This is a genomic window from Chitinophaga horti (assembly GCF_022867795.2).
Lineage (GTDB): Bacteria > Bacteroidota > Bacteroidia > Chitinophagales > Chitinophagaceae > Chitinophaga > Chitinophaga horti.
Genome location: NZ_CP107006.1, coordinates 5,722,870 through 5,747,371, shown reverse-complemented (window position 1 = coordinate 5,747,371; position 24,502 = coordinate 5,722,870). Strand labels below are relative to the sequence as shown.

The following is a 24,502-nucleotide window of genomic DNA, read 5'->3' as shown; positions in this document are numbered from 1 at the left end:
GAAAGATAAAATAGTTAAAGCCTATAACAGGGCACCGGGTGCATTAGTTCGATAAATATAATAAAACAACGCGTCCCATCTTTAACAGATGGGACGCGTTAAAAGCAGTTTTACTATTCTATAGTTTGATTTCTTCGTCGTTGGCGTCGAAAAACTTGTACTCGGTAAGGTGATAGTTAGAATCGGCCGCGAGTTTGATCCATTTCTTAAAGCGGAAATACCATTTCCACTGGCGGGAACTGAGCCATCCTTTTGTAAGATAGGCGTGCAATATCGGGTGGATGCGGATGCTAAGGCCTTTATGCTGGTGGTTAAGCAGGTACTGCAGGTTTTTCTCGATGTCTTCCACGATGAGCATGGAAGCGCCGATTTTACCAGTGCCTTTACAGGCCGGACAATCTTCCGCAACCGAGATCGTTACCTCTGGTTTTACGCGCTGGCGGGTGATCTGCATCAACCCGAATTTAGAAATGGGCAGAATGGTATGCTTAGCCCGGTCCTGCGCCATGAAACGTTCCATCGCCTCGTACACCGCTTTCTTGTTCTCTGGCAACTTCATATCGATAAAATCGATGATGATAATGCCACCGAGATCGCGCAGGCGGAGTTGACGGGCAATTTCGGCTGCTGCCTCGAGGTTGCTGGCCAGGGCGTTTTGCTCCTGGTTGTTGCTGGAGCTTTTGTAGCCGCTGTTCACATCGATTACGTGCAGCGCTTCCGTGGCTTCGATGATAAGGTATACACCGCTATCCAGGTTTACCGTTTTACCAAACGATGCCTTCACCTGCCGGGTTACGCCAAAGCTATCGAAGATGGGTGCGCCGTTATGGTAGTAGGATACGATGTCCTGCTTTTCCGGTGCGATCTTCTGGATATACGTTTTAGTATCGGTATAGATGTTTTTATCGTTGATCACGATGCGGTTGAAACTTTCGTTCAACAGGTCGCGGAGGATGCTGGTCGTTTTCGTTTGCTCGCTCAGGATCTTCTGTGGCGGCTGTGCATTGTGCAGGTTCGTCTGGATATTTTTCCAGGTTTCTACCAGTGTAACTAAGTCTTCGTGCAGTTCGGCTGTTTTCTTTCCTTCGGCGGCGGTACGCACGATCACCCCGAAATTCGGAGGTTTGATCGCTTCCACTATTTTCTGCAGGCGTTTTCTTTCCTCGGAAGAATGAATCTTTTTTGAAACGGCAACAATATCGTTAAACGGGGTTAGTACGATGAATCTGCCGGGGAGAGAAATTTCGCAACTGAGACGGGGGCCTTTGGAAGAAATGGGCTCTTTCAGGATTTGGACGAGGATATTAGGTTTACCGCCTAATACTTCGGTTATCTTACCGGTTTTGATAATCTCGGCTTCATTTTTGAATTTCGAGAAATCGAATCCTTCCGGCGATTTGTCACTGATGGCGAGCTGCGTGAACTTTAGAATGGAGCGAACATAAGGGCTAAGGTCGGTATAATGAAGGAACGCATCTTTTTCAAAACCGACATCAACAAATGCGGCGTTTAGTCCGGGTATCAGTTTCTTTACTTTTCCAAGGTAAAGGTCTCCTACCGCGAAGTTTGGGTTACCGCTCTCATGATGCAGCTCCACTAGTTTCTTATCTTCCAGCAATGCAATTTCAACACCTGACGGTGCTGCATTAATAATAAGTTCCTTATTCAAGGGTCCAAAATTTTAACCATTTAATACTTCACCTTTTATGTAAATGCCCTAGCTCAAAAGCAGGATGTAGCCAATTACGCAGTAGTTGGACGTAATTGTCTGGCATTCTCACATAACGTGTGATGATAGATCGCTTAAGGGTTTAGTGATATATACAGGTTGTGTTCGGAAATTTTGCCGGCAGGTTTCAGTTAAACAGCCTGCATGACTTCAGCAATTTAAGAATAATCGCTAAAATCATGCAGTATTGTATAAAAAATTCTTGTCGCGCCGCAAAAACATACCTGTTAGTATAAATGGCGGGAAACAGGAGGATTATTTTTTACCTTTCTTATGGCGGTTCTTTCTCAGCCTTTTTTTCCTTTTATGGGTAGCAATTTTATGTCTTTTTCTTTTCTTTCCGCAAGGCATGCTTAATGAAATTTAAATGTTTAATAATGTATTACTTAATACTTTTTATGTAATTGTCTATCTCGGCTCCCAGCGTTGGGTCCGCAATTAACTCGCGGCACTGCTTAAATAGTTCAATAGCTTTGTCTTTATCACCTTTACTTCTGTAAGCTTCGGCGAGAATAAACATTGCTTTTGCATTGGTAGGATTCCTTTTCAGGAAACCGTCCATGCGCTCGATCGCTTTATCAAACTGACCGGAAGTGATGGCCATATTACCCAGCATAATCTGAGCATCGGCGTTGTCCGGGTTGTTAGCAACGATATCGCGCAATTTAGCAACAGCAGTCATGGGTTCTCCAGTTTCTAAAAGAATCTGGGCCTGATAGTACCTGAGTGAGTCGATTGTGGGAGGAGTAGAAAGCGCAATTGCCTTGTCGAACAATTCCACGGCCTGCTCAGCCTGCCATTTCATCACAGAAGCATCTTTGGCATGACCATAATGCTTAAAAAATAAATTGGCTGCAAAGGTGAGGCTTTTTTCGGAATTTTCCAACTTGGCTGCTTCGCCGGCATAATAAGCGGCAACGGGCTCTTCGTTAAGGCTTTCCCAGATTTGGTAAAGCTTGCGGTTAACAGCGATCTGCTGTGTCTTTACATCGCCCCTTACAACAGCATGTTCGAGGCTGTTGATCTCGGCCAGCTGTGCGGCCGGGGCTTTTTCCTTCGCCTTTTGAAGGATATCCTCAAATTTCGCCGCGGCCACCGAATGCGGTTGGCCGGGCATAGCTTCGCCTGCGGCCTTTTTATCGGCCACAGGAGACGTACGTCCAAAGATGAACAAGGCAGCCACCAGTGCGATGGCTCCGCCAATAAGAATCAGTTGAGATTTCTGCACCCTAATAAATGTTAGGATGCAAAATTAAGAACTTTTAAGTTTCTTTACTTCGGCAACAAACTCTTTTGATGGCTTGAACGCAGGAATGTAGTGCTCAGGGATCTCCACTGCCACATTCTTTTTGATGTTACGGCCGATCTTCGCGGCCCGTTTCTTGGTGATAAAACTGCCAAAACCTCTGATGTAGATATGCTCGCCATTAGCTAACGCTTCTTTCACCTCCTTGAACATGGCCTCAAGAGTAACTAACACGTCTACTTTGGGTATGCCGGTTTTCTCAGCAATGTTGTTTATTAAGTCAGCTTTTCTCATAATAGAGCGGAGGATTAGTACTTTAGTTTCAAAGTTATTCAAAAAAATTAAATGCTGAATTTTCAAGCGAATAAAATTTACTAATTTTTCTTATGGATAAACACCACCAAAAATCGGTTATTTTAGCCTCCCGTCCCTTCAGTTCTTCCCTTAAAATCATTATTTAACGACGTTTCGGGAACACGAATATATAAAAAAATTGGAATGTATAAAGATTTATTCTCGTGATTAGCCAAAAAGATTTTTTTTCGACCGCTCTTTTACGCTGGAACAAACTCGAAAACCGCCGCCAGATGCCGTGGAAAGGCGAAAAAGACCCTTACCGGATATGGCTTTCTGAAATTATTCTCCAGCAAACCCGCGTTGAGCAAGGCTGGCCGTACTACGAACGCTTTACCACTCAATACCCCACTGTGTTGAAACTCGCTGCTGCGGCCGATGAAGAGGTATTCAGGCTTTGGCAGGGACTGGGTTATTACGCCCGTTGCAAAAATATGCTGGCGGCCGCCCGCGAAGTGGCCGCGGCATACCAGGGTAAGTTTCCAGATACATATGAAGGTATTGTGTCACTTAAAGGAGTAGGTGCGTACACCGCCGCCGCCATTGCCTCCTTCGCCTTTAACCTGCCACATGCCGTGCTCGACGGCAATGTTTACAGGGTATTAGCACGCTACTTCAATATCGACACGCCCATCGACAGCACTGCCGGGAAAAAACTTTTTACCGCACTGGCCGATGACATGCTTCCCAAAAACAACGCCGCTGAATTTAACCAGTCCATCATGGACTTCGGCGCCGTAGTTTGCAAACCGCAATCGCCAGACTGTCCGAACTGTCCGTTGAACAGTCACTGCGAAGCGTATGCCACAGGCACTGTGGGAGAACTGCCTGTTAAAACAAAGAAGCTAAAAATTAAGAAGAGACACTTCAATTACCTCGTAATGGTGCATGATGGCTATGTATACATCCGCAAACGGGTAGAGAAAGATATATGGCAAAATTTACACGAACTGGTGCTTTTAGAAACAACTGACGAGTTATCGCCCGGCCAGCTGGCCTTGTCGCAGGAATTTAAAAAACTGACCGGAAAATATGCTTATCAGATCACCCAAACCTCTCCCCTGCTGAAACAACAACTTACACACCAGACGATCTTTGCGAGGTTTATACACCTGCAGTTCGAGAAGGAGCTGCCGCCCTTAGACGGATTTATGGCGGTACCGATCAGTGAACTGTATCAATATGCGTTTCCAAAGACGATAGTGAGTTACCTCGAAAGCCTGAAGTGGCTGTAGGCAACAATTTATAGCAGAAGTGAAATAGTTAGCGGCTGCAACGGCGGGTCCGCGGCATTGCGAATGCAATGAGCCGGACCTCCGTTACTGGCTTGGCGGTGGAAGCATAAGGCAGGAATGCAGACCGTTTAAGAGGGTGACTGCTCCTCCCTCGCTATGAGGAGTAGGGCGTTGCCGCACAAGTGAGTGACACAACGGGGGATGATTAGTGAAACTGCTGCTGATAACCTGCACTTAAAATTCGCGGGAATAAAGAACCACAGTCTGTTTGGCACGAAAATTTTATGTTATGATCTGAAAAAAGCATTAACTTTAGAAAGGTTGATTGATTACAGGAAGAATTTTTAACAACAGATTAAAACCTACAATCATGAGAGGTGTTAATAAAGTGATTCTGATTGGCAATCTAGGCAGAGACCCCGACGTGCAATTCCTCGAAGGCAACATTGCCGTAGCCAAGTTCTCTCTCGCTACTACAGAAACATTTAAGGACAGGGCTGGAAAACTGATATCCCAAACTGAATGGCATACGGTTGTTTTATGGAGAGGCCTGGCCGAACTGGCCCAGAAGTACCTCCATAAAGGAAGTCTCGTTTATATAGAAGGCCGCCTGCGCACCCGTAGCTGGGAAGACAAGGAAGGCAATAAGAAATTTGCCACCGAAGTGGTGGGCGATAATCTTGTTATGCTCGACAAACGCATGGATGTGAACAATGGCGAACATGCCATTCACCACCACCAGGGCGGCTCTTCAGGGGGTACACAATCCGGCGGCGAAGGCTATCCGGGCCTGGAAATACCGCCGATCAACGAACCGGCAGACGACCTTCCTTTTTAACCTTATCGAGGGAATGCCTGGGTATTTCGCATTAATACATTCCATATATTTGCATACGGGAAAGCGATTCGATCTAACGACCTGAATTACTTTCCCATTATTTTTGATTGTTTACCAAAGCGTTATCACTTGGCTTACCATCCGGCTAGCATTACTTTTACGGAGACTATCCTACTACAGGAGCTCGCAACTCCTACACCCAACCTGGTGGTGTTCCTGCTTGTTATTTTCGTGCTTCTGCTCCTATCCTTCATCGTATCCGGCGCGGAAGTAGCTTTCTTTTCCCTCAATTATAAGGACCTGAACGTACTCAAAACCCGTCAGAACCAAAGCGGTAAACTCATTACCAAGTTGCTGGAGAAGCCCAAATCGCTGCTGGCGTCGTTACAGATATCGAATATCCTGCTCAATATCGCGTTCATCTTTATTACCAACTACCTGATTAACCAGATGGAGGCCCTGCAAAGCCTCCAGGTACTGTCGGCTGTAGTGCGTATTGCGCTCATTACGATCGTTTTACTTTTTTTGGACAGATACTTCCGCGCGTATGGGCGGCTCAGAACAATATCCGTTTTGCGACTTACTTCGCCTGGTTCGTAAACATCATTCACGCTACCCTGGAGCCGATCAGCGACTTCTTTGTGAGCCTGAGCGATGGTATTGAGAGCCGCCTGTTCCACCGGAGCACCAAACCGGTAAACTACCAGGAAATTGACGAAGTAATCGCCATGAGCGTGGACCCGGATGCCTCGCAGGAAGAAAAAAACATTGTTCGTGGCATCCTGAAGTTCGGCAACATCGCCGTTAAACAGATCATGCGCACCCGCCTGGACGTGAGCGGCATCGAATATAATTCTGACTTTGATGTGGTAGTAAAACAGGTGGCCGACCTGCATTATTCCCGCCTGCCAGTATACAAAAACAACCTCGACACCATCGTTGGCGTCATCCATACGAAAGACCTGCTGCCTCACCTGGGCAAGTCCGGTAATTTCGATTGGCACGAAGTGATGCGCCAACCGTTTTTCGTACACGAACATAAGCTTATCGAAGACTTGCTGAACGAATTCCAGACCCGCCATATGCACTTTGCAGTGGTGGTAGACGAATTTGGCGGCACTTCCGGCATTGTAACCCTGGAGGACATTATTGAGGAAGTAATCGGCGATATTAAGGACGAATTTGACGAAGACGAGTTCAATTTTAATAAAGTGGACGACCGCACCTATGTTTTTGAAGGTAAGACCATGCTGAATGACGTTTGCCGCATTATGAACATTGCGCCGGACACATTCGAGCAGGTAAAGGGAGAAAGCGATTCCCTGGGTGGCCTGCTGCTGGAAATTTCGGGCAAGTTTCCCGAAGAGAACAGCGTGATCAGTTATGGCGCCTATGACTTTACCGTGCTGGAAGTAAATAAAATGCGTATCCAGAAGATACAGGTGAGCATCAAACATGGCATAGAAACAGAATAATTTTCCGTGAAGAAACGATACTATCCGATTTTAGGGGTTCTGGCACTGCTATTTGCCGCAAGTGCCTGCCAACAGACGTTTACCCCAAAACCCAAGGGTTACTTCGAAATTCCCCTGCCACAGAAGGAATATAAGGTATTTGACGAGCCGGGGTATCCTTACACTTTCGAGTACCCGGCTTACAGCAAAATCGTCAAAGACACTGTTTTCTTCGACGCTGCACCTGAAAATCCGTATTGGATTAACCTGGAATTCCCGGAATTGAACAGTAAGATCTACCTGAGCTATAAAACGATCGGGGGCAAAAACTCCATCGAACAGTTGGTGAACGACGCCTTCCGGCTTACTTACAAACACACTTACAAGGCCGAGTTTATTAACGAGCGGGACATTGCCACGCCCAATAATGCCTTCGGACTATATTACGACGTGGGCGGTAACGCAGCGTCGGCCAAACAGTTTTTCGTAACAGACTCTACCCGGCATTTCCTGCGCGGCGCGCTATACTTCTATGCGGCGCCCAATGCGGACTCGCTCGCTCCGGTCATACAATTCCTGCAAGCCGACATGGAACACCTTGTCGGAACGCTGAAATGGCGGTAACTTTGCATTATGATAGTGATTGACGATAAATATATCAGTGACGAGGTGGTGGAAAAAAACTTCGTGTGCAACCTGAACGCCTGCAAAGGCGCTTGCTGCGTTGCCGGAGATTGTGGCGCGCCGTTAGAGGAAGCAGAACTGAAAATCCTGAAGGCAATTTATCCGAAAATTAAATCATACCTGCGCGAAGAAGGCATTCGCGAAATTGAAAAGACAGGACTCCACACCATTGACCCGGAACATGGATATGTAACGCCGATTGTGAATGGCGCGATCTGCGCATATGCTCACATCGATGAGCAAGGCGTTGTAGGCTGCGCAATAGAAAAGGCTTACTACGACGGCGTGATTGATTACAAGAAACCCATTTCCTGCCACCTTTACCCCATTCGCGTTACGAAATATGAAAGTTTTGAGGCAGTGAATTACGACCGCTGGGACATCTGCAAAGCTGCCTGTAAAAACGGAAATAAGCTCAAAGTTCCCGTTTACCGTTTCTTGAAAGAAGCGATTACCCGTAAGTATGGCACGGAATTTTATGAAGTGCTGGACAGAATTGCTACCAAGCAATATGAGAACGAGATATAACGACCTTGTAAATCAAGACTGTTGCTATCTATAAGTTCTCTATCTTTACGGATCGATACTACCCAAACATTATGAACAAGACGGCAACCACTTTTTGGAGAAGAGTGAGGAGAAAGCTGCTGACCTCAAACATCGCGGCACTATCAACTTCAACATCGGAAAGTACAATGCGGCAGTAAAGAACGGCAAACACCAGTTTGCAGAACTGCCCATGGCTCGTGAACGTGCGAAAAATATTAAGTGGAGAGCCATCGAGAATCTCGATAAGTATCTCGAAGACTTTGAGATGAACCTCATTAAACGTGGGGGCAAAGTGTTGTGGGCCGAAACGGTTGAACAGGCGCAACAGGAAATCCTGAACATCTGTCGCGAGAAGCAATGTAAAACTGTGGTGAAAAGCAAATCCATGGTGACAGAGGAAATCCACCTCAACCACTTCCTCGAGCAAAACGGTATCGAAAGCGTAGAAACAGATCTTGGCGAATATATTCAGCAGCTGGATGGCGAACCGCCGTACCACATTGTAACGCCTGCCATGCATAAAAGTAAGGAAGACGTTGCCCGCCTGTTCGAAGAGAAACTCGGCACGGAACCGAATCTTACGCCCGAGCAGCTTACACTGGTGGCCCGCGAAAAACTCCGGTTAAAATACATACAAGCAGAAATTGGTGTTACTGGTGCCAACTTCATTATTCCGGAAATAGGCGGCATCGCTGTTACCGAAAATGAGGGCAACGCCAGGCTGAGCACCGCTTTCCCCAGAACGCATATAGTTATCGTTGGTATAGAAAAAGTACTGCCGGCAATGACGGACCTTGCACTTCTATGGCCGCTACTGGCCACGTATGGCACTGGCCAAAAGGTAACATCTTACAATACGATCTTTACTGGTCCGCGCCAGGAAGGTGAAACTGATGGTCCGGACGAAATGTATGTGATCCTCCTGGACAATGGCCGTACCAACCTGCTGCAGGATGTAGAGGCGCGCGAAGCCCTGTACTGCATTCGTTGCGGCTCCTGCCTGAACGCCTGTCCCGTTTACAAAAACGTAGGCGGACATACTTATGGCACGACTTATAGCGGGCCAATCGGATCGGTGATTACGCCACACCTGCAGGGAATGGATGATTACATGCACCTGAGTTTTGCCTCGTCTCTCTGCGGTAATTGTACAGAAGTTTGTCCCGTGCGTATCAACCTGCACGAACTGTTATTGCATAACCGCCATCGCGCGGTAGATGAAAATCATACGTCTGGTGGCGAAAAATTAGGCTGGTATGGATGGAAACAGGCTTGCTTAAGCCGTAAGATGATGAATATGGCCAGCGGCAGGATTAAAAACCTGGTGATCGGCAAGTTGTTCGGAAAAGCCTGGGGCAGTGATCGTGAGATGCCTGTATTCGCCGGTAAATCCTTCAACCAACAATGGAAAGAGCGTCGCAAATAGTTTTTATTTCCGACCCTTACTTCCTGGCTTGAACTTCACAAATACTTTTACCCTCGTTTTCTTGTTATTGGAGGCCGGTGCCCATTTGGGACCTTCTTTGATCACGCGGATGGCTTCCTCGCGCGCGGCTTTGTCTACTTCCCGGGCAAGGTCTAATCCTTTTTCTATTTTGAAGTTACCCAGGCTACCGTCGCGGAATACGTCGAACGACACTTCTACACTGTCGTTTACGCCAGCCAGGCTCATATGCTGTGTATACTTGGTGTTGGATGACAGATAGTCGTCATATTGCATATACCCGTCTTTCGGGCGGGGTGGATTGATTGGCACACTCGCTTTTTTCTTTTGTGTGCCGTAACCGACGATTACGACATCGTTTAAAGCGGCTTTGTTTTCGAACATCGTTACACTCACCTCATTTTCGTTGGGTCGCAGACGTAAGCCTCTCTGTTCGTATCCGATATAGTTAAAGGCCAGATCGGCAGCATGTGTGCTGTCCAGCTCGATTTCAAACTGCCCTTTATTGTCGGTGGATACGGCGTTTCGGGTATCTTTCTGGAAGATAGTGACGCCAGGCAGCGGGTTATCGCCCAGGTCTGAAACACGACCTTTAATCACGCGTTTATTTTTATTGACGGCGGTTTCGCTGAGCGTCACACCTGCCATCTTTCCTTCCAGCATGACGGCGACGGTAGCCTGCGAATCACGGAGCTGCCGCGCGGATAGGGCTGCGGAAGCTATCCGGAGACTATCCACTTCCTGCTTTGCCTGCATAGACGCGAGTGCGTTTCGTTGTGCCAGGACTATTTCCGCTGCTGCCTCCTTTTTGCGGGCGGAAGCGGCTTTCGGCTCTTCTATATTTTCAAGTTTCGCGGGCGGAGTAACCGGGGCCGGGGCCGCGTTCGACGACGGAGTACCGGCCTCCGACTTCGCGACAACCTGGTCTTCATTGCCGGGCGAAGACTTATCGTACGCTGCCCACTCCTCCACTTTCACCTTGTCCTGGGTAGCCGCTACTGGCGGTAGCGCTTCGGATTCGGCGGCCGGCGGCGCTACGGTGTTACTTACCGGGTTTACAGAATCCTGCACGTGGCGTTGTGTAGCGACCAGCGCAGCCTTTTGTGTTGGCTGCATCATCCAGTACAGCCCACCGGAAAAAAGCACCAGGAATACGGCAGCAGCGGCCCAATAGTAATTAATACGACGTACTTTGGCGGCTGCGGGGCGAATTACGCGGTGTTCTAAGCGTGCATGCAGGTCTTCAACGTGCCCGGGAGCCAACGCGGCCGGCTCGGTGGCAAAACCGTCGAGCGCATCTGCCAAAAACGGATCGTCGAGCGCCTGCTTTTCAAGTGCGTGCATGGTACGGTCGTCCAGTGTGCCTTCGAGGTACTGCCGGATGAGTTCCGCTGTGGGTGTTATATGTTTTCCGCGTTCCGTCATGCTGTTACACTGCTTGTTTCTCCATGCAGAGTTTCAGGTTTCTTTTACCGTTTTGTATATAACTTTTAACTTTTTTCAAATCATATCCTGTTATTGCCTCCACCTCACGGTAGCTTTTCTCCTGGAGATAAAATAAGTCTACACTCCGCTTTTGCTCGTCGGGCAGCGTTTCGAGGCATTTTTCCATGGCCTGCAGGTTATTTTCAAGACTGGGGCCAGTTTCTGCTTCATGATGAAAATTTTCGCCGTTTTCCATAACAGGGCGATCGTCGAATGAAACTTCTAGTCCTTCGCGGCCTTTGGCGGCTCTCAACTTCATGAGACAGTGATTTCTCGTGAGGACGTGCAGCCAGCTCTTGAAGTTTTGCACTTCGTGCTGTTTCAGTTTGATGATTAACTCCTCGAAAATAAGCATTACCTCATCGCGGGCGGTTTCGGCATCCAGGTATTTGAGGCATACCCCATACACCAGCTCCATATAACGTTGATACAGCACTGCGAGGGTGTCGAGCCGGCCTTCCGTCTTGTACTCCCTGATGAGTGCAGCATCATCTGCCTCCGGCCTTGTATGTTGGCGCAAAAAATTCATCTGTTAGTTACAATACTATAAAATTTCCGGTAATATTTGTGAAAATGGGGATGATTGGCTGTGTGGCACCGGACAGGATCTCCGATCAGGGAAGAGCGGACGTTCGACCTGTGGCTACCATGACGCGGCATTACGGAATGTTTAACGGCGGAATCGTTGCCCCATTGGATCGCAGCCTTCGTCAATGCTCCGGCCCGCGACAGCACTAACGCCAGGGAAGACCTCGCGTCCCTAAGCTACGCAGACTACCCTTAGGCAGCCACAACAAAAAAGCTGAAACACTCACCCCACGCTAACTTAGTCGTGCGGTGAACTGTTTCAGCCCTTAAATATATTATCCGGCACACAACCCGGACACCATTACTAGTGACGGAAGTGACGCATACCGGTGATCACCATCGCCATGCCATGTTGCTTACAATATTCGATCGAATCGTTATCGCGAATAGAGCCACCTGGCTGTATTACAGCGGTGATACCAGCTTCGTAAGCGATGCGAACACAATCATCAAACGGGAAGAAAGCGTCAGATGCCATTACTGCACCTTTCAGCTCAAATTCGAACTGTTTCGCTTTTTCGATGGCGTGCCTGAGCGCGTCGATCCTGGAAGTCTGGCCACAACCTTTGCCTACAAGCTGGCGATCTTTCACCAATGCGATGGCGTTAGATTTCAGGTGTTTGCAAACAATATTAGCAAACTCCAGGTCTGACTTCTGCGCAGCGGTTGCAGGAGCAGCGCCTGCGTCTTTCCATTCTACGTAGCTGCCTTCGTCGTTTTGTTGAACCAGTACGCCGTTCAGCACATTTTTATACATGTACTTAGACTTTACAGGTTGCTTCTGCAGCAGCAGGATGCGGTTCTTTTTAGTCTGCAGTATTTCCAGCGCAGCCGGTTCAAAACCAGGAGCGATCAGGATTTCAAAGAATATTTCGTTCACGGCCTTCGCAGTGGCTGCATCTACAACTTTGTTACAAGCCAGCACGCCGCCGAAAGCACTTTCCTTATCGCCGGCGAGGGCGGCAGTCCAGGCCTCTTCCAGTGTGGCGCGAGATGCGATACCGCAAACGTTAGTATGTTTGATCACCGCGAAAGTAGTGTCGTTAAATTCAGCGATCAGCTGACAAGCAGCGTCAACATCCACCAGGTTATTGTAAGAAAGCTCTTTACCATGCAGTTTGTCGAAGATCTCGTTCAGATCGCCATAGAAAACGCCCTGTTGGTGAGGATTTTCTCCATAACGTAATACCTGTCCCTGCGGCGCAGATACCTGGAAGTAAGCAGAAGACTCGTTGTTCAGGAAGTAGCCTGAAATAGCTACATCATAATGTGCACACACCTCAAACGCTTTTGCTGCAAAGCTACGGCGTTGCTCCAGGGTTGTCGCTCCTTTACCATCATTCAGTACCTGCTCCAGTTCAGCATACTGATCTTTTGAAGCCACGATCACTACATCTTTGAAGTTTTTACCGGCCGCACGAATCAGCGAAACGCCGCCGATATCTATCTTCTCGATGATCGCCTGTTCTTCTGTAGTGCTCTTTACGGTTTCTTCAAACGGATATAAATCTACGATCACCAGGTCAATTTCGGGGATCTCGTATTGTTTCAGTTGTTCGAGGTCCTGGCCGTTTTCGCGACGGGCAAGAATGCCACCGAATACTTTCGGGTGAAGGGTTTTTACCCTGCCGCCCAAAATAGATGGATATGCTGTAAGGTCCTCTACTGCAACACACTTCACGCCCTGAGCTTCAATAAATTGCTGAGTTCCGCCTGTGGAATAAATAGTTACACCCTGCTCTCCGAGCTTCTTAACAATATTCTCCAGGTTATCTTTATAGAAAACGGAGATCAACGCAGATTTGATTTGCTTTTGCATGAATGGTATTAGTTATTAGAGATTTAAAACGAAAGCCCCTTGCTCCGGGACCGAAAAGCTGCGCAAAGTTAGCGCCTTGCATTCATTTTTCCAGTTCCGAATGCGTTTCGCCTGGTTCGATGCATCAAATATAACCGCCGAAAATTCAAATTGTTCTGATAATTGGCTGATACTTACCGACGGATTATGTAACATCAAAACATAATCTGTTTTGAGCTTGTGGGAAGATGGTTGATAATTTACGCGCCCATCTATCAACACACATCTTATATGGTAAAATTGAAGCACATTTCGCTCGCGGAGAAAGCCAGCCACGCTGTCATTTAACATACGATATTTCATGTGCGCAGGACGAAGATGGAAGGCTGTTTGCTTTGGTGAAATTGTATCTCCCAGCAGCATTTGACGTTGCCCCTCTATAAATCCAAGCACACTGCTGCCCGGAATATTGTACACGATCATCATCCGTTGCTGCTGCGCATACAGCTGATGCCAGGTCCGTATGGCCGCCTGTCCCACCCAACACACCAACACCGCGAAAAACGCATAGCGCTTCTTCAAGAGCCACCAAATGGCAAAGCAGCCGGTCAACATATACAGCAGCAAAGCCTCCGTACCGCCTAACCACAAGTTGTCGCTGACCGCATGGGGCAATCCATTGACCCAGACCACGACACCATTCATTATTTTAATGCCCCAACTGACGGCCCACCCTAGCCAATGCCCCAAAACGCTGACACTTCCAAATACCACGAGGAAAATTTCCGCATACAGGATGATGGTGGACAACGGCACGGCGACCAGGTTAGCCAGCAGGAAAAAATTAGGGAACTGGTGGAAGTAATACAAGCATATCGGAATAGTCAGCAACTGCGCCGATAACGTGACGGCCACCATTTGCCATAGTTTATCCAGCCACGTCGCCCTTATTTCCCAAAGTCCATACAATGGTTTATAAAAGATCAGGATGCTCAAAACGGCAAGGTACGACAACTGAAAACCCACATCCATTATAAAGCACGGATTGTAGCACAGTAACAGGAATGCCGATGCCGCCAGGGTATTAAAGATGTTCGTATGCCGGACCAGCACGAACTGCCCGATCGCGATCATCGTAAACATAACGGCTGAACGAAGCACAGAAGCCGACGCGCCAGTCACTATGGAAAAGCCCCACAATACGATTAAGATCACGACCACCTTCAAAAGCGATGAAGCCCGCCCGCCAGGCATCCAACTCAGCAGCCAAACAAGACTCACATATATTAATCCAAGGTGTAAACCCGAAATAGCGATTATGTGAACGACGCCTGTATTCGTGTACGCCTGCACCACCTCCTCATCCATTTCATCACGATAACCGATTAGCAACGCCTGTGCAAGGCCCGCTTCCGGCCCACCAACGTGCTTGCGGACCAGTGTCAGGCAATACTGCTTCACCTCCAGGAGCCAACGCATCACCCGCCGCTCGTCCCTACCGGGCAGCCGCCTCCAGTCGCTCTCATGCAAGTATGCCTGGTGATAGATATTACTCCTCGCACAGTAAACTCCATAGTCAAATGCACCCGGGTTACCCGCTCCTTTTATTCTTTGCAGTTTGTTGCGCACGAGCAATATTGACCCATAGTCTAACAGTGGCTTCACACTATCTTTCGCGAAATACAATATGGTATAACCCTGGCACGGCCGAACTACGCCATCGACAACACGGCCTTTCACGGCCGCCAATGCTTTCCATGACGCGCGTTTCTCCACCAATGGCTCCAGCAATGTTACCTGTAGCACACAGCTATCCTTTTCCAATGGACCCACCCAATGTGGCGCATGACGTATGTCATAGGCATAAGCCGAGAGCATCCCCATATGCCCGGCGAGTAACACCGTCAGAACATCCTGGCACTTCTTCACCTGGAAGCGGATACGCATCGGCAGCAAGGATGAAACGACTAACAGAACGAGAATACTCAATGACGATAAAAGCATCGGCAGCAATGTATACAGGCAGTACTGCTGCACCATGATACCAGCAATGAACGGCGGCAGCAAACGCACGAACGGCGCGCTTTTGAAGAGGGGAACAAACATTCATATCAATCTTTTAACTCGATATGAAATTACGGGAATGCGCGCATATTATGCGCTGAGAAATAGTGCGAAACGCTTCACTTCTCTCATAGGAAAAGTGATGTCAAAATAAAAAGACTGGCCAAAAGGATGGCCAGTCTCTCCAATATATTCACCTGTACAAGTTACTTGCTCAGGTACATGCTTTTTTCTTTGTAGAGCGTCCTGAAGTAAGGGTCGCGCAGGTCTTTGATAAAGCGGATCGCTTCGCCTGTAGACTTCATTTCCGGGCCGAGCTCTTTGTTCACACCTGGGAACTTGTTGAAGGAGAACACCGGTTCTTTGATCGCAAAACCTTCCAGCTTTTTCTCGATCGTGAAGTCGGAAAGCTTTTTGGCGCCGATCATCACCTTGGTAGCAATGTTCAGGTAAGGTACCTGGTATGCTTTCGCGATGAACGGCGTAGTACGGGAAGCGCGCGGGTTAGCCTCGATCACAAACACCTGGCCGTTTTTAACAGCAAACTGGATGTTGATCAAACCTTTAATATTCAGCGCACGTGCGATCTTTTCAGAATAGTACTCCATCGTCGTTACTTCCATCGGCGTGAGGTTGAACGCAGGCAATACCGCGTTACTGTCACCACTGTGGATACCTGCAGGCTCGATGTGTTCCATCACGCCCATCACGTGAAACTCTTCGCCGTCGAAGATGGCATCTACTTCCGCCTCCTGGCAACGATCCAGGAAATGGTCGATCAGGATTTTGTTGCCTGGCAGGTGTTTCAGCAGGCTTACTACTGAATCTTCCAGCTCCTCTTCGTTAATTACGATACGCATACGCTGACCGCCGAGTACGTAAGAAGGACGCACCAGCACAGGATAACCTACTTCTTTAGCTACTTCGATCGCCTCATCGGTATTGTAAGCAGTACCATATTTCGGATAAGGAATGCCCAGTTCTTTCAGCATGTCGGAGAAACGACCGCGATCTTCGGCGATATCCATGTTGTCGAAGGATGTACCAATGATCTTGATGCCTCTTTCTGTCAACGTTTTCGCCAGTTTCAGTGCGGTCTGACCACCCAGCTGCACGATCACACCTTCTGGTTTTTCCAGCTCGATGATTTCCCACAGATGTTCCCAGAACACCGGTTCGAAGTACAGCTTGTTCGCCATATCGAAGTCGGTAGATACGGTTTCGGGGTTACAGTTTACCATGATCGCCTCATAACCACTCTCCTGGATCGCCTGCAGACCGTGCGTACAGCAATAATCAAACTCGATACCCTGACCGATCCTGTTCGGACCAGAGCCCAGTACAATGATCTTTTTCTTATCTGTTACGACGCTTTCGTTTTGAGAATCGAAGGTCGAGTAGAAGTAAGGTGTCTTCGCTTCGAACTCTGCTGAGCAGGTGTCTACCATTTTATAGGTACGCACGATGCCGAGCGCTTTACGTTTTTCGTACACTTCTTCCTCTTCACAGTTGCCGAAGAAAATAGCCAGCTGTTTATCGGAGAAGCCCATCGTTTTTGCATCTTTCAGCAATAACTCAGGAACGTCGTTCAGCTCGTATTCCATAAGTTTTTTCTCCATGGTCACGATATCGTTGATCTGGTTCAGGAACCAGCGGTCGATATACGTCATTTCATGGATCTTTTTCACGGAGTTACCTTCCATAAGTGCGTCTTTGATACGGAACACGCGATCCCAGGTGGGGCGCTTCAGCTTTTCGATGAGCTGCTCGTTCTTCATCAGTGACTTGCCGTAATAACCTAAACCGATCGCATCGTTCTCAAGGCTCTGACAGGCTTTCTGCAGCGCTTCGGGGAACGTACGGCCGATGGCCATTACCTCGCCTACGGATTTCATCTGCAAACCGAGTGTATCGTCGGCACCTTTGAACTTATCGAAGTTCCAGCGGGGCATTTTAACGATCACGTAATCGAGTGCAGGTTCGAAATATGCGGAAGTTGTTTTTGTAATCTGGTTTTGCAGTTCATCCAGCGTGTAACCGATGGCCAGTTTGGCAGCGATTTTCGCAATTGGATAACCTGTCGCCTTGGAAGCCAGTGCAGAAGAGCGGCTTACGCGGGGGTTGATCTCGATGGCGATCAGCTCTTCATTCTCGGGATTGAGGGAGAACTGAACGTTACAGCCACCGGCGAAGTTGCCGAGGTCGCGCATCATCATGATGGCTTTATTACGCATGTCCTGGAAAGCGGTATCGCTCAGGGTCATGGCAGGCGCCACTGTAATGGAGTCACCGGTGTGGATACCCATCGGGTCGAAGTTTTCCACGGTACAGATGATCACCACGTTATCGTTTTTATCGCGGAGCAACTCGAGCTCAAACTCTTTCCAGCCGAGCACTGCTTTTTCTACGAGTACTTCGTGAATCGGAGAAGCTTTCAGGCCACGGTCCAGCGCTTCGTCCAGTTCGTCGCGGGAGTGGACGAAACCACCACCGGTACCACCAAGGGTAAAGGATGGACGAATTACCAGCGGGAAACCGATCTCCTGGGCAAACTCTTTACCTTCCAGGAAAGAGTTAGCGGTTTTGGCAGGCGCAACCGGGATACCGATTTCGATCATCCACTGACGGAACAGCTCACGGTCTTCCGCTTTTTTGATCGCTTTTACGTCTACACCGATCAGCCTAACGTTGTTTTTCTCCCAGATGCCCAGCTCATCTACCTCCATACAGAGGTTCAGTGCCGTTTGGCCACCCATGGTAGGCAGTACTGCATCAATCTGGTTTTCTTCGAGGATCTGCTCGATACTCTCCACCGTTAATGGAAGCAGGTAAACTTTATCCGCCATCATAGGATCGGTCATGATCGTGGCAGGATTAGAATTGATCAATATCACTTTAATCCCTTCCTCTCTGAGCGAGCGTGCCGCCTGAGAGCCGGAATAGTCAAATTCGCAGGCCTGACCAATAATAATAGGACCCGAACCGATAATTAAAACAGACTTGATAGAGTTGTCTTTGGGCATCTTCTTATTGCGATTGAAAAATGAAAAACTAACCTCGATCCTTCTGCCCCAGCGAACAAAAAAATCGTGCAAAATTACGGGATAAAAAAGTTTTTCACCACATAAATTTTAAGAAAATGCCAGAATAAAGATAGAAGTAGATTTTTTCTTATACCTATATAATATTATATGAGCTAATAGCAAGGGTTTTACTCAGCGTAAATATATACCAGCTTCCAGTGGCCGCCAATCTTCTGAAACTCCATATCATCGATCGTGGCAGAGCCGTCGTTAATGAGGGTGAGGTCTTCCTCGGACAGTTGCTTCTTTGCCCGAAGCGCCTCATACCGCGTCATGTCGTCTGATGGCCGGGATAAATAATCATTGAAGAACTCGCGAAAACCGTCCGCTTTCACGGTTTGCACGTTGCTGTCGTTCTTCCTGATCTCCACTACCAACGGAAATTCCACGAACTGACTGATCGTCGTATAGTCTTTTTTAATGATGGCCGTGTGCAACTTCTTCCAGAAACTTTCAAAGTCTTTAGGCGCTGTGTCTCCAGACTTGGCAAATCCTGCAAATAGCAGCAGGAAGGCACATAAGGCGAGGATGCTCTTTTTCATAGGATAGGACGTTAGATATATCGATAGAGCAATATATGTAAGTTTTCCGGAATATCCTAAAAATCAGCGCAAAGAAAAGTTTTTCCCGATTCCGAAAATAAATTTCCCGATCTAATAGTAAAAATCCAAATATGATTAATATTTTGCATCCGTCAACAACGAATTCCGTTTATTCGTCAACGATACTAAGCCTATTCCCTCAATCCCTATAACCTATGAGACCCACGATGCTGTTGCGAAAGGCGACAGCATTTTTTGTTATGCATATAATCAAACGCGCCGTGATACAGTCACGGCGCGTTCGGTTGTTGTAATGGTTTACTGGCTTTCATCATTTTGAGAAGCAATGATGGTAATCATGTTCCGGATTGGCGCTTCAACAACTAACTCCTGGTAATAGAGCGTTTTGGCAATGCCGGTGTTTGAAATGGCAACGGTATGTGTTTTTTTACCCGAGGTAAATTGGTTTACACATCCGTGCAATGTAATAGTAATGTGCGATATACCCTTTCCTCCTGCTTCATGTATGGTTTTAATAAACTGGGAAACAATGGAGCGTAGTTTTTCTTCGGGTATGGCTGTCCCCTGGATAGTGTGCATGGCTTAACAATAATAATTTGTGAATGAAATGTCCCTGGTCGGCTATTGGAGTAAAGTGGGTAGAGGCGGGTTACGGCATTGGGATGTTTACGATATTGTACACTCAGCGGGCGCGGTACTTTTCCTGTTGCTCGGCAGCTGCTTTAAGAAGTATTTCGAGCACGGATACAATTTTTTCTTTTTCGGCATTACTAAATGTGTTTTTCCCCTTCGCTTTTCGATAAAAAGTTGCTTCGCTCCAACCGCACTCCTCGCAGATGGCTTCCCTGAACGATCTTGCGAGGTTCAGTAAGCGTGTATGCGTATCCTGTAGGAGGTTGCTGGATGAAATTTTCTTTGCTTGCATAATGTAAATGTTTTGATTAAACCGGTATTATGGCAATCCTGGTGTAAATAAAAACCTTATATTGATAATATTATTGTCAAAAGTAAATTTTATCGAATACACAATTATACCAAAATTTATTTACATTGAATGTTGCTCACAAAAATATTGTAAACGAAGGCGCGAGGTTAAAACAGATACTTAAAGACAAGGGTATCAAAGTGATAGAATTCGCGCGCCGCCTGGATTTCAGCAATCAGATCGCGCATTATTACCTGCGAAAAGAATCGATAAAAAGATCAACACTTGCCAACTTTTGTGAAGTTATCAACATCACGTTGGATACATTTTACAATTGGAATCAACCGGTGGCGGAGGCGTCTGAAGAAACGCATCACGGAAAGAAGCTGTTGCTCATCATCGAACAAAAAGGAATGAACAAAACGAAGCTGGCAGAACGTATCGGACTTAGCCGCCGCGCGCTTTACAACCTGTTGGAAAAGGATACGCTTACAACGGACCAGCTGCGCAAGATTTTACCGGGACTGGATATGTCGCTGGCAGAATTTCTGAGCCCCAAAGGTGTGTTTGATGCCGGTATCGGTTATAATGACGCGAACGCCTGGCGCGATAAATATTACGGTTGCCTGGAAGATTACAAAAAACTCACGCAGTCCCACCAAAACTCCATGCGCCGGGCAGAGGAAGAAATGGAAGCACTGCGAAAAGAGGTGGAACAATTGCGCGCACAAAGTGGTCAACCCGGTAAATAGCCAGCCGCATGATACTAACCCGAACGGATATGGGCTGCCGGAAGTGTCGGCCCCTGCGTTAAGCCAGCGCACAGCTGTCAAAGGCTTCGCGCAATTGTACGACGACCAGAACGATCAAAGCTCCAACAGCATCAGCACAAGAATCACTAACAACACTACTGCCACCGCAATGTACCGGATGTTCACCGAACGCCGTTGAACGTATACCCGTGTCACCACCGGCGAATGAAGCACTCCGTCCGCCAGCAAACGGTCATACACCGGCCGGCGCTGTGCGTCGGACAGCACATCGTATGCCTCCTGCACTTCCCGAAATTCCGGCAGCCAGGCCTCTTCACCTCCGTGTGCATCAGGATGGTATTGCTTACTCAGACGTCGGTAGGCGGCTTTTACGTCCGCCATGTTCGCTGAGCGCGGTATTCCAAGTACCTGGTAATAATCCTTCATCGCTATAAAACTAAGCAAGACGCATCAAAATCAAACTAAACTAAATTCTTCTTTTAAAAACTAATTATTTAGTTTAATATTGATACAATAAAACATTTGAGCATGAAATGTATTGTTACTACCTCCCTCCTATTGGCGCTGCTACCCGTTTTTGCCAACGCCCAGATGCAGGACCCAGTGAATCCTGCTATCGTGATGGAATACATGCAATCACAATTGTACGACCAGGCGGCTATTTACCTAAAGGAGCGCGTGGAGCCCGATAACGCAAAACAACTCAGCACGCTCGGTTATTGCTATTATATGTCGGCGCAGTTCTCAGAGGCCGAAACAACATTTCACCAGGTTTTATCCCTCGACTCCAATAGCACGCAGGCACACTTTTACCTGGGAGGCATACAAATGCAGCGCAGCCAGCCGGAGGCAGCAGTTCATCATTACTTTAAACTGATAGCACTGCAACCCGGCAGTGCCAATTACCATAAACTACTCAGCCACGCCTGTGCCGAAGCGAAGAAGCCGGATTCCGCCTTCACTTTTTTGAAAGAAGCCGCACGGCTGAATCCGAAAGACGCCAAAACCATCGGCAGTCTGGGCAACGAGTATGTAGACCGTAAAATGTATGTACAGGCAGACAGCGTTTTAAACACCTTCCTGGCCATGGATTCCACGCAGTTCCAGGTAACGGCTGCCGCCGTGCGCTCTGCCTATTTCCAGCGGCAATATAAACGGGTGACGACCATCGGCAATTACCTGATGCAATCGCATGTAATGTCGCCGCTCACGTTCACTTATGTATCCGCCGCGGCATACTACGATCGCCAATATGAACTTTGCATCAGAACATACGAATACCTGCAGCTCATGAACCAGGCGCCGGAAATGGTGCTTTATTACGGAGCGCTTGCCCATAGCGCGCTTAAGCAGTATGACAAAAGCAACGACCTGCTTAATGTGTGTGTGAACCTGGCTAAGTCAAAAAACCTGGAGGATTACTATGGCGCCATGGCCGACAACTACGAAAAGGTGAAGCAATATAAAACCGCCATTGCCTACCAGGATAGCGCTTACTACCTGTTCAGGAACCCACAAAGACAATATGCGATCGGGCGGATTTACGACGCCTATCTTGGCAACACCACTGCGGCCCGAAAGTATTATCACCAATACTTCGTTCGCGCCAAACCCGAAGATGCGCAGGATTCGGCCATCCACCGCTTTGTGCGCGACCGCATGAAGCAGCTAACGAATTAGCAGCGGCACTAGTATTACTCACAGATGTTTCCTAAATTTATCGTCTCGTTATTGAAACTCTTTACAAACATTTAGGAAGCATCTATGTCATATCCGTATCAGATCAGATCGTTAGAAGAATATCAGCAGGCCTGGCGCGAAAGCGTAACCGACCCTGAGGGCTTTTGGGCCAATGTAGCAGATCATTTTTACTGGAGAAAAAAGTGGGACAAAGTACTCGAGTGGAACTTCCGCGAACCGGACGTTAAATGGTTCCAGGGCGCAAAGCTCAACATCACGGAGAACTGTCTTGACCGCCACCTGGGCACACTGGGCAACCAACCAGCAATTATCTGGGAACCCAACGATCCGGAAGAACACCACCGCGTTATTACTTATCGTGACCTTTACAACAAGGTTTGCCAGTTCGCCAACGTACTTAAGAACAACGGCGTAAAGAAAGGCGACCGTGTTTGTATATACATGGGTATGATCCCCGAACTGGCCATCGCTGTACTGGCATGTGCTCGCATAGGCGCTATTCACTCTGTTGTTTTCGGCGGCTTCAGCGCACAATCTATTGCCGATCGTATACTGGACGCGCAATGTAACGTTGTAATTACCTGCGACGGCGCTTTCCGTGGAGCAAAAGATATTCCACTTAAAGCGGTGATCGACGACGCTCTCATGGCCTGCCCGTCCGTAAAACGTGTGATCGTTTGCACACGCACCCGCACGCCTGTGAGCATGCTCAAAGGCCGCGATGTATGGTGGGAAGATGAGATCAAAAAAGTAGAAACCATGGGCAACCCGGCTTGTCCCGCTGAAGAAATGGATGCGGAAGATATGCTCTTCATCCTCTACACCTCCGGCTCCACCGGCAAACCGAAAGGCGTTGTGCATACCTGCGGTGGTTACATGGTGTACGCCAACTATACTTTCGTAAATACTTTCCAATATCAACCCCGCGAGGTTTATTTTTGCACGGCGGATATCGGCTGGATCACCGGGCATAGCTACATTGTGTACGGCCCGCTCAGCGCCGGTGCTACCACATTGATGTTCGAAGGCGTACCCACTTATCCCGATGCAGGACGCTTCTGGGACATTGTCGACAAATACCGTGTAAACATACTGTACACCGCGCCTACAGCCATACGCAGCCTCATGAGCTTTGGCCTGGGACCGGTGAATCACAAAAGCCTCACCTCCATCACCAAACTCGGATCTGTTGGCGAGCCAATCAACGAAGAGGCCTGGCATTGGTTTAAAGACCATATCGGCAAGGGCAAAGCGCCTATCGTAGATACCTGGTGGCAGACCGAAACAGGCGGTATTATGATCACGCCGATTGCCGGTGTAACGCCAGAAAAGCCGGGCTACGCAACACTCCCGCTACCCGGCATACAACCCATACTGGTAGATGAAAACGGCAAGGAGATAGAAGGTAACGGCGTTAGCGGCAACCTGTGTATAAAGTTCCCATGGCCAGGTATGCTGCGCACCACTTATGGCGACCACGAACGCTGCCGCAAAACGTACTTCTCTACGTACGACAACCTGTACTTTACAGGTGACGGCTGTCTGCGCGATGAAGACGGCATGTATCGCATTACGGGCCGCGTGGATGATGTATTGAACGTAAGCGGCCACCGTATTGGCACCGCCGAAGTAGAGAATGCGATCAACATGCATCACGGCGTGGTGGAAAGTGCAGTAGTAGGCTACCCGCACGATATCAAGGGGCAGGGTATTTATGCCTTCGTGATATCCGAAAAGATGGTACATGATCCCGAACTAACGCGAAAGGATATACTGCAAACCGTTTCACGCATTATCGGTCCTATTGCGAAACCGGATAAGATCCAGTTCGTGAGTGGCCTGCCCAAAACACGCTCTGGTAAAATCATGCGTCGCATCCTCCGGAAAATAGCCGAAGGCGAAGCAGACAAACTTGGCGATACGAGCACCCTGCTGGACCCGGGTGTGGTGGATGAAATAAAAGAAGGGAGACTGTAAATAACGAAAGAT

22 protein-coding genes are annotated in these 24,502 nt (G+C 48.1%); 10 read left to right on the top strand and 12 right to left on the bottom strand.

Annotated elements, in window-relative coordinates:
* Nucleotides 1–118 precede the first annotated feature (118 nt).
* The 3 genes from MKQ68_RS23325 to MKQ68_RS23310 all read right to left on the bottom strand — a co-directional run bounded on the left by MKQ68_RS23325 (nt 119) and on the right by MKQ68_RS23310 (nt 3,269).
* Nucleotides 119–1,669: an Rne/Rng family ribonuclease gene (locus tag MKQ68_RS23325; protein WP_264281164.1), complete on the bottom strand. Its 1,551-nt coding sequence runs from the start codon at nt 1,667–1,669 to the stop codon at nt 119–121.
* 442 nt (nt 1,670–2,111) lie between these two features.
* Nucleotides 2,112–2,957, bottom strand: coding sequence for a tetratricopeptide repeat protein (locus MKQ68_RS23315; RefSeq protein ID WP_264281163.1), 846 nt, complete (start codon nt 2,955–2,957; stop codon nt 2,112–2,114).
* A 24-nt stretch (nt 2,958–2,981) separates the two neighbouring features.
* Nucleotides 2,982–3,269 carry an HU family DNA-binding protein gene (locus MKQ68_RS23310; protein WP_029464490.1) on the bottom strand — a complete coding sequence of 96 codons (288 nt, stop codon included), beginning with the start codon at nt 3,267–3,269 and terminating at the stop codon, nt 2,982–2,984.
* A 293-nt stretch (nt 3,270–3,562) separates the two neighbouring features.
* On the opposite strand from MKQ68_RS23310, the gene mutY reads away from it, so the two are divergent.
* The 7 genes from mutY to MKQ68_RS23275 all read left to right on the top strand — a co-directional run bounded on the left by mutY (nt 3,563) and on the right by MKQ68_RS23275 (nt 9,515).
* Complete coding sequence (mutY, locus tag MKQ68_RS23305) at nt 3,563–4,564, top strand: A/G-specific adenine glycosylase (protein ID WP_264281162.1); 1,002 nt, start codon at nt 3,563–3,565, stop codon at nt 4,562–4,564.
* 370 nt (nt 4,565–4,934) lie between these two features.
* Nucleotides 4,935–5,402 carry a single-stranded DNA-binding protein gene (locus tag MKQ68_RS23300; protein WP_244836681.1) on the top strand — a complete coding sequence of 156 codons (468 nt, stop codon included), beginning with the start codon at nt 4,935–4,937 and terminating at the stop codon, nt 5,400–5,402.
* A gap of 129 nt (nt 5,403–5,531) precedes the next feature.
* Nucleotides 5,532–6,002, top strand: a complete 471-nt coding sequence (locus MKQ68_RS23295; protein WP_264281161.1) for a DUF21 domain-containing protein — start codon at nt 5,532–5,534, stop codon at nt 6,000–6,002.
* Nucleotides 5,936–6,877, top strand: coding sequence for a transporter associated domain-containing protein (locus MKQ68_RS23290; protein ID WP_349773830.1), 942 nt, complete (start codon nt 5,936–5,938; stop codon nt 6,875–6,877). Before MKQ68_RS23295 ends, MKQ68_RS23290 begins: the two co-directional genes overlap by 67 nt.
* A 6-nt stretch (nt 6,878–6,883) precedes the next feature.
* Nucleotides 6,884–7,480 carry a gliding motility lipoprotein GldD gene (gene gldD / locus MKQ68_RS23285; protein ID WP_264281160.1) on the top strand — a complete coding sequence of 199 codons (597 nt, stop codon included), beginning with the start codon at nt 6,884–6,886 and terminating at the stop codon, nt 7,478–7,480.
* A gap of 9 nt (nt 7,481–7,489) precedes the next feature.
* Nucleotides 7,490–8,068 carry a DUF3109 family protein gene (locus MKQ68_RS23280; protein ID WP_264281159.1) on the top strand — a complete coding sequence of 193 codons (579 nt, stop codon included), beginning with the start codon at nt 7,490–7,492 and terminating at the stop codon, nt 8,066–8,068.
* Between the two features lie 94 nt (nt 8,069–8,162).
* Entirely contained in the window at nt 8,163–9,515 is a 1,353-nt protein-coding gene (locus tag MKQ68_RS23275; protein ID WP_264281158.1) for a LutB/LldF family L-lactate oxidation iron-sulfur protein, read from the top strand.
* Between the two features lie 3 nt (nt 9,516–9,518).
* On the opposite strand, the gene MKQ68_RS23270 is transcribed toward MKQ68_RS23275, so the two are convergent.
* The 8 genes from MKQ68_RS23270 to MKQ68_RS23235 form a co-directional block, all read right to left on the bottom strand.
* Nucleotides 9,519–10,958 carry a carboxypeptidase-like regulatory domain-containing protein gene (locus MKQ68_RS23270; protein ID WP_264281157.1) on the bottom strand — a complete coding sequence of 480 codons (1,440 nt, stop codon included), beginning with the start codon at nt 10,956–10,958 and terminating at the stop codon, nt 9,519–9,521.
* Nucleotides 10,959–10,962: 4 nt separating this feature from the next.
* Nucleotides 10,963–11,547, bottom strand: coding sequence for an RNA polymerase sigma factor (locus MKQ68_RS23265; protein WP_264281156.1), 585 nt, complete (start codon nt 11,545–11,547; stop codon nt 10,963–10,965).
* A gap of 363 nt (nt 11,548–11,910) precedes the next feature.
* Entirely contained in the window at nt 11,911–13,425 is a 1,515-nt protein-coding gene (gene purH, locus MKQ68_RS23260) for a bifunctional phosphoribosylaminoimidazolecarboxamide formyltransferase/IMP cyclohydrolase (RefSeq protein WP_264281155.1), read from the bottom strand.
* A gap of 15 nt (nt 13,426–13,440) precedes the next feature.
* Nucleotides 13,441–15,510 (bottom strand): ComEC/Rec2 family competence protein, encoded by a 2,070-nt coding sequence (locus tag MKQ68_RS23255; RefSeq protein WP_264281154.1) that lies wholly within the window; start codon nt 15,508–15,510, stop codon nt 13,441–13,443.
* Nucleotides 15,511–15,674: 164 nt separating this feature from the next.
* Complete coding sequence (gene carB, locus MKQ68_RS23250) at nt 15,675–18,491, bottom strand: carbamoyl-phosphate synthase large subunit (protein WP_264281153.1); 2,817 nt, start codon at nt 18,489–18,491, stop codon at nt 15,675–15,677.
* Between the two features lie 188 nt (nt 18,492–18,679).
* On the bottom strand, nt 18,680–19,093 hold the full coding sequence (locus MKQ68_RS23245) for a hypothetical protein (RefSeq protein WP_244836668.1): 414 nt from the start codon (nt 19,091–19,093) through the stop codon (nt 18,680–18,682).
* Between the two features lie 318 nt (nt 19,094–19,411).
* A complete protein-coding gene (locus MKQ68_RS23240) occupies nt 19,412–19,693 on the bottom strand; it encodes a hypothetical protein (RefSeq protein WP_244836667.1) in 282 nt (93 codons plus the stop codon).
* Nucleotides 19,694–19,796: 103 nt separating this feature from the next.
* Nucleotides 19,797–20,039, bottom strand: a complete 243-nt coding sequence (locus MKQ68_RS23235) for a hypothetical protein (protein WP_264281152.1) — start codon at nt 20,037–20,039, stop codon at nt 19,797–19,799.
* Between the two features lie 125 nt (nt 20,040–20,164).
* Between MKQ68_RS23235 and MKQ68_RS23230 the strand changes: the two genes are divergently transcribed.
* Entirely contained in the window at nt 20,165–20,791 is a 627-nt protein-coding gene (locus MKQ68_RS23230; RefSeq protein WP_264281151.1) for a helix-turn-helix domain-containing protein, read from the top strand.
* A 114-nt stretch (nt 20,792–20,905) separates the two neighbouring features.
* Here MKQ68_RS23230 and MKQ68_RS23225 read toward each other — a convergent pair whose 3' ends face one another.
* Nucleotides 20,906–21,256 carry a DnaJ domain-containing protein gene (locus MKQ68_RS23225; RefSeq protein ID WP_264281150.1) on the bottom strand — a complete coding sequence of 117 codons (351 nt, stop codon included), beginning with the start codon at nt 21,254–21,256 and terminating at the stop codon, nt 20,906–20,908.
* Between the two features lie 84 nt (nt 21,257–21,340).
* Between MKQ68_RS23225 and MKQ68_RS23220 the strand changes: the two genes are divergently transcribed.
* Nucleotides 21,341–22,492, top strand: a complete 1,152-nt coding sequence (locus MKQ68_RS23220; RefSeq protein ID WP_264281149.1) for a tetratricopeptide repeat protein — start codon at nt 21,341–21,343, stop codon at nt 22,490–22,492.
* 84 nt (nt 22,493–22,576) lie between these two features.
* Nucleotides 22,577–24,490 carry an acetate--CoA ligase gene (acs, locus tag MKQ68_RS23215; protein WP_264281148.1) on the top strand — a complete coding sequence of 638 codons (1,914 nt, stop codon included), beginning with the start codon at nt 22,577–22,579 and terminating at the stop codon, nt 24,488–24,490.
* Nucleotides 24,491–24,502: the final 12 nt, after the last annotated feature.

Excerpts from the sequence above, each read along its gene's own strand:
- MKQ68_RS23310 (WP_029464490.1), bottom strand. The coding sequence starts at position 3,269 with ATGAGAAAAGCTGACTTAATAAACAACATTGCTGAGAAAACCGGCATA.
- mutY (WP_264281162.1), top strand. The coding sequence starts at position 3,563 with ATGCCGTGGAAAGGCGAAAAAGACCCTTACCGGATATGGCTTTCTGAA.
- MKQ68_RS23300 (WP_244836681.1), top strand. The coding sequence starts at position 4,935 with ATGAGAGGTGTTAATAAAGTGATTCTGATTGGCAATCTAGGCAGAGAC.
- MKQ68_RS23280 (WP_264281159.1), top strand. The coding sequence starts at position 7,490 with ATGATAGTGATTGACGATAAATATATCAGTGACGAGGTGGTGGAAAAA.
- MKQ68_RS23270 (WP_264281157.1), bottom strand. The coding sequence starts at position 10,958 with ATGACGGAACGCGGAAAACATATAACACCCACAGCGGAACTCATCCGG.
- MKQ68_RS23265 (WP_264281156.1), bottom strand. The coding sequence starts at position 11,547 with ATGAATTTTTTGCGCCAACATACAAGGCCGGAGGCAGATGATGCTGCA.
- purH (WP_264281155.1), bottom strand. The coding sequence starts at position 13,425 with ATGCAAAAGCAAATCAAATCTGCGTTGATCTCCGTTTTCTATAAAGAT.
- MKQ68_RS23255 (WP_264281154.1), bottom strand. The coding sequence starts at position 15,510 with ATGTTTGTTCCCCTCTTCAAAAGCGCGCCGTTCGTGCGTTTGCTGCCG.
- carB (WP_264281153.1), bottom strand. The coding sequence starts at position 18,491 with ATGCCCAAAGACAACTCTATCAAGTCTGTTTTAATTATCGGTTCGGGT.
- MKQ68_RS23245 (WP_244836668.1), bottom strand. The coding sequence starts at position 19,093 with ATGAAAAAGAGCATCCTCGCCTTATGTGCCTTCCTGCTGCTATTTGCA.
- MKQ68_RS23240 (WP_244836667.1), bottom strand. The coding sequence starts at position 19,693 with ATGCACACTATCCAGGGGACAGCCATACCCGAAGAAAAACTACGCTCC.
- MKQ68_RS23235 (WP_264281152.1), bottom strand. The coding sequence starts at position 20,039 with ATGCAAGCAAAGAAAATTTCATCCAGCAACCTCCTACAGGATACGCAT.
- MKQ68_RS23220 (WP_264281149.1), top strand. The coding sequence starts at position 21,341 with ATGAAATGTATTGTTACTACCTCCCTCCTATTGGCGCTGCTACCCGTT.
- acs (WP_264281148.1), top strand. The coding sequence starts at position 22,577 with ATGTCATATCCGTATCAGATCAGATCGTTAGAAGAATATCAGCAGGCC.